Source organism: Kineosphaera limosa NBRC 100340, from assembly GCF_000298215.1.
GTDB classification, from domain to species: domain Bacteria; phylum Actinomycetota; class Actinomycetes; order Actinomycetales; family Dermatophilaceae; genus Kineosphaera; species Kineosphaera limosa.
Genome location: NZ_BAHD01000021.1, coordinates 1 through 11,588 on the forward strand (window position 1 = coordinate 1; position 11,588 = coordinate 11,588).

Below are 11,588 nucleotides of genomic sequence, written 5' to 3' on the forward strand. Positions count from 1 at the left end.
CACCGTCCTTGACCAGCTCATCGGCTGGCTCGGCGAGGGCGCCACCCGGAAGAACATTGCGGAGTTCGAGGACGTGCTGCTCTCCCAATACGGCACCCAAACCACCCTCGAGGACGAGCACGAACAGAAACGCGCCAACCGGACCATGTCCGCGCTGAGCTTGAACTCCAAGACCGGGATGTACGAGTCCAAGATCGTCATGGACCCCGTCAACGAGGCCGTGTTCAGCGCCGCCCTCCACGCCCTGTCCAAGCCGCACGTCGATCCGGACACCGGCGAGCACGACCCCCGCACGCCCGGCACTCGGCGCCTGGATGCGCTGGTGACGATGGCCACGCACGCCACGAACCCGGACAAGACCGTCCGCGGGTCCGGCTCCGCCGCCCGCATCATCGTGACCATCCCCCTTGCCGACCTGGTCGGGGGCCTGCGCAGGACGAGTCTGGCCGAACAGCTCGGGTTGTTCCCGGCCGAGGCGGAGGCCACGGCCGGCCCCCACGCCGGCGCCTTCGCCGCGACAGCCACCGACAGCGACACGCCCGCCACCTGCGACAGAGGCAACGGCCCCGCCGGTACTAGCGGTCACGCCGGTACTAACGGCCACGATCAGTGCTGCGACCAAGGCACGCGGGCCGCCCGCAGCGTCGGCGTGCTCAGCTCCGGCGACCTCGGACACCACGCCATCCGCTCCAGCGACGGCGTGCTCGACGCCGGCGCAATCGGGCACCACACCATCCGCTCCAGCGTCGCCGGCTGTGGCACCACCCGGTTCGGGCAGGTCCTCTCGCCCGCCGACGTACGGATGCTGGCCTGCGACGCACAGATCATCCCGGCCGTCCTCGGCACCCGCAGCGAACTCCTCGACCTCGGCCACGCCCACCGGCTCGCCAAACCGGGGCTCGTGACCGCACTTGAGCTGCGCGACAAAACCTGCACATACCCGGGGTGTCGAATACCGGCGGCCTGGACCGACAAACACCACCTCATCCACTGGGCCAACGGCGGACCGACGACGGACTGGAACATGGCCTGCGTTTGCCGTTCACACCACACCGTCATCCATCGCCACGGCCACATCGGAAAGGTCACCCCCAACGGGGTCGTCTGGACGCGCGCCGACGGCACCCCCATCGGCAACCACCCACGCCACAACGACACCTCGCCAACCACGACAGGGTCGACGACGGCTGCCACGGCCACGACGACGGACGGGCCGTCCCTCCAGCTTGGGGGCGAAGGCCGCACCCAGGCCCAGCCGCCCGAACGCAAGAGGCTGAACAGCGCCCGACGCACCATCACCACCCAGTAGCGAGCGCGGCGAACACCCAGGGCGCCCCGCGCCTCGCGAGCGCCTGCCGACGGCATCCTCCACAGCGACGCCCCTCAGCGACATCCCTCAGCGACATCCCTCAGCGGCGTCCCCGGCCGCATCCTCACCGCGGCCGGCCCCACCTGCCAAGACTCCGGCAAGCAGGAACAAGGAGACACGTACTAGCTGGTCCGCGGCTGGATCTCGCCCATCGGGGCGAAGCCGGTGACCTCCTCGGCGTCGACGTAGATGATCTGCGGCTGGGCCGCGACGATGTCAGGCATCTCGCTCATGAAGCGCTCGACGTGCTGCTGGGCCATGTGCTCCTTGCCGGCAGCGTCGTCGCGGAAGCCTTCGATGCACACGAACGTGCCGGGCTCCAGGACACTCTCGGAGAACTCGAAGAACTCACATCCGGGCTCGGCGTTGACGGACGTCGCGTAGTAGTCGGACAGTTCGCGCCACTGCTCCATGCGGTCGGAGCGGATCGGGAACTTGACGATGATGAGGATCACGGGCTTCTCCTAAAGTCGGACCGCGCCGCAAGGCACGTGAGTGGGTTCGGCCGCACGGGTGCCGCTGGCGACATTCACCTCGCAGCGCGCCACATGCTAGTTGCCCGCCCACGCGGCACCCGACTCGGAACGAATCCCGTGAGCCACTCGGGCGAGACGTTCTGTCGATAACTGACAGGTACGGGGTGTGAGCGAAGGCGTCAATGATCGCTTCCCGGCAACCTCCGTGATCCACTGGAGGTGGGGATGCGCAGAGGGAAGAACAATGGGACGCAAGGGATTCGCGACACTCGTCACTGCTCTGCTGGTGGGCTCGCTGGCGGTGCTCGCGCCTGCCGAGGGCAGAGCAGAGCCGGCTGCTGCCGACAATCGACCGGCCACGGAACGCCTCGCCGGCGCGTCGCGGTACGAGACCGCGGCGGCCATCGCGACGCGGGCGGGGCGAATGGCGCCGACGCAAGTGCGCATCGTCCGGGGCGACCGGCCGCTGGACGCCGTCGCGACCGCCGGGGACGCGACGCCGGTGCTCTACCTGCCGCCGAGCGGCCCCGTGCCCGAGGATGTCCGTGCGGCCTTCCAGAGTCTGTCGATGCCGTACGCCAAGGTCGTCGGCTCGACCCGCGCGCTGCCGACCGCCCGCGTGCGCCAACTCATCGGCAGCGGCAGCTTCTCGCGAGAGGGCGTCGACGACCCGGTGCAGCTCAGTTTCGATCGCGCCGCCATGGCGGCATCCTCCGGCACTGGCGACGACTGCACCGGCTACGAGGTCCATGGGCTGACCGTCACCCCGTCGACCCCGGTAACCGCGGCGGCCGTCGCGCTTCAGGCCGCCACGGCCGCTCCCATGGTGGCCCCGGCCGTGCTGCTCCCGCCGACCGGACGAATGCCCCGCCCCACGTCCTCCGACGCGTGCCAGCGCTACCGATTCCACACGGCCCCAGCCGTCATCGGTGGGCCGGGTGCACTATCCGATGCACGAGTCGCCTCCTTCGCCCGACTCCTGGGCGCGCCGGTCGCCGCGCAGCCCGATCGGATCGCCGGGGCCGATCGGTACGCCACATCCGCGCTCCTGTCCCGCCGGGCGTTCTCCGACGGGGCCGCCACCGTCTACCTCGCCGGCGGCGACGCCGGGCCGGACGCAGCGGCCGCCACCGGACTGACCGACGGACCGGTCCTGCTGGTTCCGCCCTGCGCGCTGCCCCGCGAAGTCGCAACGGAGATCACTCGCCTGCAACCGGACCGCATCGTCGCGCTCGGCTCCGATCGGCTCGTCTGCGACCAGATACTGCAGCAGGCACGCGCCGGCACGACGACACGGCCGACGGTGGCGGTATCGGACATCGCAACGTCGGCCTTCACCTCGTGTGCGCTCGCGGACGACGGCGCAGTCCTGTGCTGGGGCGAGGGCGTACCCGGCGCCAACCGGCTGATCCTGGCCCCCCGCGACGTGCCCTCCGTGCGCGGGCGGTTCGTGTCGCTGACAAGCACAGGCAGGTCGACGTCCTCAACCATGTCAGTCTGCGGGATCACGCACGCACGCGCTCTGGAGTGCCTCCCGGCGCCCGTCAACGATCGACCAGGCGCCTTCACACCCGTCCCAGGCCTCGCCGATGTTGTCGATGTGGCCATCGCCTTCGACACCGCCTGTGCGGTCACTGCTCACGGTCGCGTGTGGTGCTGGGGCAGCAACGGGGCCGGTCAGCTCGGCACCGGCACCAGGGAGCCGAATGACGGCCGCAAGCAAGCGCCCACCCTCGTCCCCGCGGTGGGCGACGCCGTGAAGATCACGATGAGCCTGCGCGCGGCGTGCGCCCTCAGTCGCGCCGGAGTCGTCACGTGTTGGGGCGCTGAGCTCCCCCCGGATCCCGGCGCCGGGCTCACCGTGCACGCGCCGACCACGATCGCCGGCCTGCCCGCGGACGTTACCGACATCAGTCTCGGCGGGGACGACCGACTCACTGTGCGCACCTCCGCCGGTGAGGTCCTCAGTGTCGCCGAGTCCCCCTTCGCGACGTCCCGACCGGCGTCGGCGCCCTGGGCCACGAACGCCGAAGGACTCACCGAGGGCGAGGGATGCGCCCTTCATCCGGACGGCACGCAAACCTGTCTAGACATGGTTGGAGCGCTCGAGCATCGCCGTGCCGCGGGGCCCGGTCGCGTGGTGGCCACCTCGGACGGCTGCGTCGTTCTGGACAGCGGAGCCCTCGCCTGTCGGGGACGGAACACCGGCGACGGCACCACCCACACCCGGCGGACGTGGGTGACCCCGCTGGGCATCCGGTCGCCGTGAACAGAGCAGCGCGAACACGATGAGGACCGACGGGTCCGGCTGATGGACAAGCGCCTAGATGCCATGCGCGGCTGTACCCGCTCAGTTCGTCAGGGCCGCCTTGACCGCCGCGGCTACGCGGCCCCCCTCGGCTCGGCCGGCCACGGTGACCTGGGCGGCCTTCACGACCTGACCCATCTGCTTCATGCTGGTCGCGCCGGTCTCGGCGACGGCGTCGGCGACGATCTGCGCCAGCTCCTCGTCGGTGAGCTGCGCCGGCAGGTAGGCCTCGATGAACACCAGCTCCGCATTCTCCCGGTCGGCCAGCTCTTGGCGGCCGGCATCGGTGTAGGTGGCCGCCGACTCCTTGCGCTTCTTGGCCTCTTTGGCCAGCACCTTGAGCACCTCCTCGTCGCTGAGCTCGTGCGCCGTCTTGCCCGCCACCTGCGCCGTCTGGATCGCCGCCAGCACCATCCGCAGGGTCGCCGAACGTACCTGCTCGCGCTCGCGCATGGAGGTGTGCAGGTCGGCTTGGATCGTCTCCTTGAGGCTCATGCCCCCATCCTCACACCCTCGGCGTCCCCGCTTCGAACGGTTTGCCGCCACGCCCGTGCGTGTAAAACCTGGGTTTCTGGACCATCGCGCACCCACGGCCAGGCGCGATGTGGTCGCTAAGGTCGGACAACCACCGCATGCGGACCCCGGCGAGAGGACCAAACGATTGCCATCCACCCCGACCGTCCGCGCCGAATGCGGGTCTCCGCACTGGCTGCCATGGCCAACCCCTCCTCCCAGCGCCTCGACAACTGGCACCTGCTCGACGACGCCACCCAGCAGCTCGCCGCCGTGCACCGCGCCGGGCTCGACGTCACCACGGAGAAGGCCCGCGTCACGCGGCTCATGGACCGCCTCGCCGCCTACGAACGCTTTTGGCTCTACCCCGGCACCAAGGGCCTGTCCGAGTTGCGCGCCCTGCTGCGCACCATGGACACCGCCTGGCTGTCGGCCAAGACCTCCCTGGCCGTGCGCCTCCTCGCCGAATACGGTGACCGCGCAGCCCTGTTCGACACCGACGGCAACCTCGAGGAGCAGGAGCTCGTCGCCCGCGCCGCCAACCAGCAGTTCTTCACCGTGCTGCTCGCCGACGACTCCCCCGTCACCGCCCCCGAGGGTCTGGCCGGGGCGCTGCGCAAGCTGCGCCGCCCCGAGGACGCCACGCTGTACGAGATCCTCGTCGTGCCCAGCGTCGAAGACGCGATCACCGCCGTTGCCCTCAACGGGGAGATTCAGGCCGCGATCATCCGGCACGACCTGCCGCTGCGCTCTCGCGACCGCCTGCCGATCATGACCACCCTGCTCGGCGTCGAGTCGATGAAGGTCCGCACCGACCGCACCTACGACTGGATCGAGTGCGGCCAGTGGATCCGCGAGCTGCGGCCCCGCATCGACCTGTACCTGCTGACCGACGAGTCGTTCGTCGTCAGCGACCAGGAGGCCACCGACCTCTACGACCGCACCTTCTACCGGCTCAACGACGTCACCGACCTGAACTCCACCGTGCTCGCCGGCATCCTCGAGCGCTACCGAGCACCGTTCTTCGACGCCCTGCGCGCCTACGCCAAATCCCCCGTCGGCCAGTTCCACGCCCTGCCCGTGGCGCGCGGCGCGAGCATCTTCAACTCCCGCACCCTGCGCGACATGGGCCAGTTCTACGGCCGCAACATCTTCATGGCCGAGACCTCCTCGACCTCCGGGGGCCTGGATTCGCTGCTCGCCCCGCACGGCACCCTCAAGGAGGCGATGGACAAGGCCTCCGAAACGTGGAACTCCGACGCCACGTTCTTCGTGACCAACGGCACCTCGACCGCCAACAAGATCGTCGTGCAGTCCCTGACCCGGCCCGGCGACATCGTGCTCATCGACCGCAACTGCCACAAGAGCCACCACTACGGGCTCGTGCTCGCCGGCGCCCAACCGGTCTACCTCGACGCCTACCCGCTGCCCGACTACGCCATCTACGGCGCGGTGCCGCTGGCCAAGATCAAACAGGCCCTGCTCGACCTGGAGGCCGAGGGTCGCCTCGACAAGGTGCGGATGGTGCTGCTGACCAACTGCACCTTCGACGGGGTCGTCTACAACCCCCTGCGCGTCATGGAGGAGGTGTTGGCGATCAAGCCGGACATCTGCTTCCTGTGGGACGAGGCCTGGTTCGCCTACGCCGTCGCCGTGCCGTGGATGCGGCAGCGCACCGCCATGGTCGCCGCCCAGAAGCTCTCCGAACGACTCCATTCCGCTGGCTACCGGCGGGAGTACCGGCTGTGGCGGGAGGCGATGGCCGACATCCCCCGCGAGGAGTGGGTGAATCACCGGCTGCTGCCCGACCCCGACGCCGCCCGGGTGCGGGTGTACGCCACCCATTCCACACACAAGTCTTTGTCGGCGCTGCGGCAGGCGTCGATGATCCACATCCGCGACGAGGACTACAACCGGCTGGCCGCCGAGCCGTTCGGCGAGGCCTTCCTGACGCACACCTCGACCTCGCCCAACCAGCAGCTGCTCGCCTCCCTCGACCTGGCCCGCCGGCAGGTCGACATCGAGGGCTTCCTCATGGTGCGCCGCGCCTACAAGATGGCGCTGGCGTTCCGCCAGCGAGTCACCGCCGACCCGCTCATCAGCAAGTGGTTCGGCATCGTCACCGAAAGCTCGCTCGTGCCGAGCGAGTTTCGCGCCTCGATGCAGGGCGGCCGGCAACGCCACGCCAACCAGATCGGCCGCTGGAACGAGGCGCTGCAACACGACGAGTTCGTGCTCGACCCCACCCGCGTGACCCTCGACATCGGGCGCACCGGCCTCAACGGCTACGACTTCCGCGAGTCGGTACTGATGGGCCGGTTCGGCATCCAGATCAACAAAACCTCGATCAACTCCGTGCTGCTGATCTTCACGATCGGGGTCACCTGGTCCAGCGTGCACTTCCTGCTCGACGCGCTGCGTCGCATCTGCGAGGAGCTCGAACGCGACCAGCAGGCCGCCAGCCGCGCCGAACTCGTGCTCATGGAGCGCCGCGTCGAACGGCTCACCCACAATCTGCCCGCCCTGCCCGACTTCAGCGCCTTCGACCCCGCGTTCCAGCCCCGCAAGGGTGCCCGCGACGGCGACATCCGCCGCGCGTTCTACGCCGGCTACTCCGAGACCGACCGCGAGTACGTGCCGCTGTCCGAGGCCGCCCTGCGGATCCGCGACGGGCGCCGGCTCGTGTCGGCCACCTTCGTCGTTCCATACCCGCCGGGCTTCCCGGTGCTCGTCCCCGGGCAGGTGCTCTCCGCCGAGATCGTCGACTTTCTCATCGGCCTCGACGTGCACGAGATCCACGGTTACCGGCCGAATCTCGGGCTCTCGGTCTTCACCGAAGACGCGCTGGCCCGCTTCGACCATGCCGGGCCGCGCCCGTGGGAGCCGGCCGTCGAAGCCTGACCCTCTGCCCGACAGCCGACTCGCCCGAGCGACGCGGCGTCCCGGCCAACGCGTGGCACCGGTCCGCCAGGGGCTCACCGGCGTGCCGCCGTCCCGGCGATGTGGTGGGGTGAAGGCAACAGCGACATGAGGAGGAGTGGCGCATGACCGATCCGACACCGCTGGGGCGAGACGGGGGCCGACGCGGGCGGGAGCCGGTGTTGCTGCGGGTGCCCGCATGGGGACCGTATGCGCTGGCCGTGCACGGCGGCGCCGGGCCGCGGGGCCGACACACGGACGAGCCGGACCGCAGCGAACACGAAGCCGGGCTGAAGCGGTCGCTGTCCGCCGGAGAAGAGGTGCTGCAGGCCGGCGGGAGCGCGGCCGACGCCGTGTGCGCCGCCGTCGTGCAGCTCGAGGACTGCGAGCTGTTCAACGCCGGAGTCGGAGCCGCGCTGACCCAGGCCGGCACCGCCGAACTCGACGCCTGCCTCATGACCGGAGACGGCTGCGCCGGCGCTGTCGCCGTCGCCAGGTACGCGCGCAACCCGATCCTGGCGGCCCGCGCCGTCATGGCGCACACCCGGCACGTGCTGCTCGCCGACCCCGACCCGCGGCGGCTGCGTGAGTGGGGCTGCGCCGTGGCCGACCCGGCTGAGTTCGTCACGCAGCGGGCGCTCACCGCGTTGGCCGACCGCGCGGGATCGCGGGAACCCAGGGGATCGGAGAGCGAGGCGCACGGGACCGTCGGCGCGGTCGCCCGCGATCGGGATGGGCGGGTCGCGGCGGCCACCTCGACGGGCGGCCTGACCGGCCAGCTGGTCGGGCGCATCGGCGACAGCCCGCTGCCCGGCGCGGGGACCTTCGCCGACGACGCGACGCTCGCCATCTCCGCCACGGGCACCGGTGAGTTCTTCGTGCGGGGCGCCTTCGCGCACGACGTCTTCGCCCGGATGCGCTACGGCGGGTGGCCCCTGGACGAGGCCCTCGCGGCCGCGCTGACCGAGCTCATCGCCGCCCGCGGGGCCGACGGCGGCGCGATCAGCGTGACCCCCGCCGGCGACGTCGTGCTGGCCTACAACTCCGAGCAGATGTACCGCGGCTACCTCGACGCCCGCGGCCCCACGGCCCTCATCTGATGCTCATCTGACCCTCGTGTGACACGGTCTGCTGATTACAGTGTTCGCTTTTGCATCCCTGACCGTGCAAAAGCGAACACTGTAATCCGGGCTCAGGTTTCGCCAGCTCAGGCGATGGCGGCGACGGGAGCCCCGGTGAGGGCCACCAACTCGTCGAACGTGGCCCAGAACATGGCCGGCTTGATGCCGGCGCCGGCCCACAGCCGCTCGTGGCCGGCCAGATCCGCGTCGATGACGGTCCGCAGCGGCGCCGGGTGACCCACCGGGGCGCAGCCACCGACCTGCTGGCCGGTGGCCGCCAGCACGAGGTCGGCGTCCGCCCGCCGCAGCCGCTCCACCCCGAACAGGGCGCCGGCGCGCGCCACGTCGACGCGATGCGCGCCGCTGGCCAGCACGAGCACCGGCTCGTCCCCGGCGCGAAAGACGAGGCTGTTGGCGATCGCACCCACCTCACAGCCCAGGTGCTGCGCCGCGGCCGCCGCCGTCGGCAATTCGACGTCGAACACCCGCACCCGGTCCACCAACCCGTGCCGCTCGAGTACGGCCCGCACCGCCGCCAGGGCGGGCGCGGCCTCCACCTCGGTCATCTCGTCTGGCCCATCTCGCTCGCCAAAATATCGTCGCGCCTCACGTCGCCCCGTTCAGCCGTGGTACTCGAAGAGCAACTCGTCGCCGTCGCCGGTGACCGCAACGATCCGCGCGCTCGGTGCCTCGTTGTCGAGGGTGACGCGCAGCCGCGCCCCGTCGGCGTCGGAGCCTTCCGGCGGGCTCACCTCGTAGCTGAGCCCCTCGTTGGTCAGGTCACCGATCTGCACGACCCCGCGGTGCAGCCACGGGTGCCGACGGCGAACGGAGATCAAGGCGCGGTGCACGTCGAGCATCCAGCGTCCGTCGGCCAGCCACGTCACGTTGTCGAGTTCCCCTGGCGTAGACGGGAACTCCGGGCGCACGGCGTCGTCACCCCCGGCCCGCTCCTCCTTGACCGCCGTCGCCGCGTACTCGTCGCCGTAGTACACGCACGGGGTGCCCGGCACCGTCATGAGGATCACCGCGGCCAGCACGGCCCGCTCCGGCCCCACCTGCGCCGCGATGCGCGTCACGTCGTGATTGCCGATGAAGGTGACCGGCGCGAACTGCGCGCAGAACTCCTGGTGGCGGCGCAGCGCGTGCGCCAGCTCGAAGAAGTTGACGTCCTTGAGACTCGACCAGATCGCCTTCCACAGCTCGTACTGGGTCAGCGAATCCCACCCGCTGCGCTCCACGAGCTCGACGTAGTCGCCGTGGATCACCTCACCGAAGACGAAGATCTCGGGGTGCGCCTCGCGAACGCCCGGCAGCACCTGCGCCCAGAACTCCGGCCGCACCGCATAGGCCGCGTCGAGCCGCCAGCCGTCGGCGCCGCGCTCGCACCAGTGGTTCATCACGTCGGCGACCAGCTCGACGACCGCCGGGGAGTCGTGGTCGAGATTGATCAGCGCGCCATGCCCCTCGAACACCTCCGCCGCCGGGCCGCCCGGGGCGTTGAAGTCGATGCGAAACCAGCTCGCCGCGTCGCTGTGCGGGCCCTGCTCGAGCGCCTGCCGGTACCGCGGGTGGTCCGAACCGACGTGGTTGAAGACGCCGTCGAGGATCACCCGCAGCCCCCGTTGGTGGCACTCGCGGACGAGAATGTCGAAGTCCTGCTCGTCACCCAGGCGCGGGTCGATGCGGAAGTAGTCGACGGTGTCGTAGCCGTGGCTCGCCGAGGCGAAGATCGGGCCCAGGAGCAGCGCGCTGGCGCCCAGTTCGATCGCGTCGTCCAGCCAGGGAACGAGGTCGCGCAACCGTCGCTGCGGCGCGAAGTCGGCGGGGATGTCGTGGATCGGCGCGCCGAGAAAGCCCAGCGGATAAACGTGCCAGCAGATCGCGTGTTCGGCCCAGTCCATCGCCCCATCCTGCCCCGAGCCGGGCCGTCGTGGCCGTCAGGGGGCCAGGCCGCTCACGTCATCCGCGACGTCGACCGCGTAGTGCCGCAGCACCTCGAGCGGGACGAGCTGCAGGCTGGCCTCGTTGGTGGCACTCAATACGACCGGCGCCGCGCGCCCGGCCTCGTGGGACTGCAGCCACCGGGCCGCGACGACGCACCACCGATCCCCGGGCTGCAGGCCGGGAAAGTGCCATTGGGGGCGCGGGGTCACCAGGTCGTTGCCGAGGGCGTACTGATGCTCGAGAAAGTCCGCGGTCGCCACGACGCAGATCGTGTGCAGGCCGTAGTCCTCCGGACCCCAGGTGCAGGAGCCGTCGCGGTAGAAGCCGGTCACCGGATCGGTGCCGCACTGCTCCAGCGGGCCACCAATCACGTTGCGCTGCCCCGTCATGGCGCCAACCTACCCGCGGGTGAGCCCCGTCGGCAGGGCTACGGAGCGGGTGTCCCCTCGGCGAGCGCGGCGAGCCGGTCGATGGAGGCCAGCAGCTGGTCGGCGCCGGTGCGGCGGGCCCGGGGCAGCCGGGTCTCGTCGGTGAGCTCGGTCCAGTCGTAGGTGTGCCGCACTCGGGTGTGGCCCTCGTCGACGGGGTCGAGCTCCCAACGCCACAGGTGGCCCGGCTTGGGTGCCCCCACCGGGCTGGGGCGCCAAGCGATGAGCCGGCCCTCGGCGAACTCCGCGACGTGGTTCTCGCGCGGCCCGGCGTCGTGGGTCAGCGTCACCGTGAACACGTCGCCGACCGCCCGCACCCGCTGGCCGGCGTCCGCGATCGCGAGGTTGTCGTTACCGTCCCACTCGGGCTGGCGGGCCGGGTCGGCGATCAACTCGAACACCGCTGCTGCCGGGGCCGCCACCACCCGCTCCGCGAACACCACCCGCTGCTCGTCGGTGCCGCCCGGGCTGCTGTTCGCCTCGTTGGACGCGTCGCTCATGGCGTCA

10 protein-coding genes are annotated in these 11,588 nt (G+C 70.7%); 4 read left to right on the plus strand and 6 right to left on the minus strand.

The annotated features are described in order from the left end of the window. On the plus strand, positions 1-1,309 hold a 1,309-nt coding region (locus KILIM_RS07205; RefSeq protein ID WP_006591993.1), incomplete at its 5' end, for an HNH endonuclease signature motif containing protein. A 182-nt stretch (positions 1,310-1,491) separates the two neighbouring features. Here the strand turns inward: KILIM_RS07205 and KILIM_RS07210 are convergent. Beyond that, the gene (locus KILIM_RS07210) at positions 1,492-1,824 is read right to left on the minus strand and encodes a putative quinol monooxygenase (protein WP_006591994.1); all 333 of its coding nucleotides are present in this window, start codon (positions 1,822-1,824) and stop codon (positions 1,492-1,494) included. 265 nt (positions 1,825-2,089) lie between these two features. On the opposite strand from KILIM_RS07210, the gene KILIM_RS07215 reads away from it, so the two are divergent. Next, positions 2,090-4,114, plus strand: a complete 2,025-nt coding sequence (locus KILIM_RS07215; RefSeq protein ID WP_006591995.1) for a cell wall-binding repeat-containing protein — start codon at positions 2,090-2,092, stop codon at positions 4,112-4,114. A gap of 81 nt (positions 4,115-4,195) precedes the next feature. On the opposite strand, the gene KILIM_RS07220 is transcribed toward KILIM_RS07215, so the two are convergent. Continuing rightward, positions 4,196-4,648 carry a GatB/YqeY domain-containing protein gene (locus tag KILIM_RS07220; RefSeq protein WP_006591996.1) on the minus strand — a complete coding sequence of 151 codons (453 nt, stop codon included), beginning with the start codon at positions 4,646-4,648 and terminating at the stop codon, positions 4,196-4,198. Between the two features lie 219 nt (positions 4,649-4,867). On the opposite strand from KILIM_RS07220, the gene KILIM_RS07225 reads away from it, so the two are divergent. Continuing rightward, on the plus strand, positions 4,868-7,567 hold the full coding sequence (locus KILIM_RS07225; RefSeq protein WP_217997072.1) for an aminotransferase class I/II-fold pyridoxal phosphate-dependent enzyme: 2,700 nt from the start codon (positions 4,868-4,870) through the stop codon (positions 7,565-7,567). A gap of 143 nt (positions 7,568-7,710) precedes the next feature. Beyond that, a complete protein-coding gene (locus KILIM_RS07230; RefSeq protein WP_006591998.1) occupies positions 7,711-8,685 on the plus strand; it encodes an isoaspartyl peptidase/L-asparaginase family protein in 975 nt (324 codons plus the stop codon). Positions 8,686-8,792: 107 nt separating this feature from the next. Here KILIM_RS07230 and KILIM_RS07235 read toward each other — a convergent pair whose 3' ends face one another. The 4 genes from KILIM_RS07235 to KILIM_RS07250 are packed head-to-tail and all read right to left on the minus strand — an operon-like array spanning position 8,793 to position 11,581. Further along, positions 8,793-9,272, minus strand: coding sequence for a YbaK/EbsC family protein (locus tag KILIM_RS07235; RefSeq protein WP_006591999.1), 480 nt, complete (start codon positions 9,270-9,272; stop codon positions 8,793-8,795). A 54-nt stretch (positions 9,273-9,326) separates the two neighbouring features. Beyond that, a complete protein-coding gene (locus KILIM_RS07240; protein ID WP_006592000.1) occupies positions 9,327-10,610 on the minus strand; it encodes an alpha-amylase family protein in 1,284 nt (427 codons plus the stop codon). Positions 10,611-10,646: 36 nt separating this feature from the next. Beyond that, positions 10,647-11,042 (minus strand): DUF2237 family protein, encoded by a 396-nt coding sequence (locus KILIM_RS07245; protein ID WP_006592001.1) that lies wholly within the window; start codon positions 11,040-11,042, stop codon positions 10,647-10,649. A gap of 38 nt (positions 11,043-11,080) precedes the next feature. Continuing rightward, complete coding sequence (locus tag KILIM_RS07250) at positions 11,081-11,581, minus strand: SRPBCC family protein (RefSeq protein WP_006592002.1); 501 nt, start codon at positions 11,579-11,581, stop codon at positions 11,081-11,083. Between the last annotated feature and the right edge of the window lie 7 nt (positions 11,582-11,588).

Bases quoted from the DNA above. Each gene is read 5' to 3' on its own strand.
- KILIM_RS07230 (WP_006591998.1), top strand. From the start codon at position 7,711: ATGACCGATCCGACACCGCTGGGGCGAGACGGGGGCCGACGCGGGCGG.
- KILIM_RS07250 (WP_006592002.1), bottom strand. From the start codon at position 11,581: ATGAGCGACGCGTCCAACGAGGCGAACAGCAGCCCGGGCGGCACCGAC.
- KILIM_RS07240 (WP_006592000.1), bottom strand. From the start codon at position 10,610: ATGGACTGGGCCGAACACGCGATCTGCTGGCACGTTTATCCGCTGGGC.
- KILIM_RS07245 (WP_006592001.1), bottom strand. From the start codon at position 11,042: ATGACGGGGCAGCGCAACGTGATTGGTGGCCCGCTGGAGCAGTGCGGC.
- KILIM_RS07220 (WP_006591996.1), bottom strand. From the start codon at position 4,648: ATGAGCCTCAAGGAGACGATCCAAGCCGACCTGCACACCTCCATGCGC.
- KILIM_RS07235 (WP_006591999.1), bottom strand. From the start codon at position 9,272: ATGACCGAGGTGGAGGCCGCGCCCGCCCTGGCGGCGGTGCGGGCCGTA.
- KILIM_RS07225 (WP_217997072.1), top strand. From the start codon at position 4,868: ATGGCCAACCCCTCCTCCCAGCGCCTCGACAACTGGCACCTGCTCGAC.
- KILIM_RS07215 (WP_006591995.1), top strand. From the start codon at position 2,090: ATGGGACGCAAGGGATTCGCGACACTCGTCACTGCTCTGCTGGTGGGC.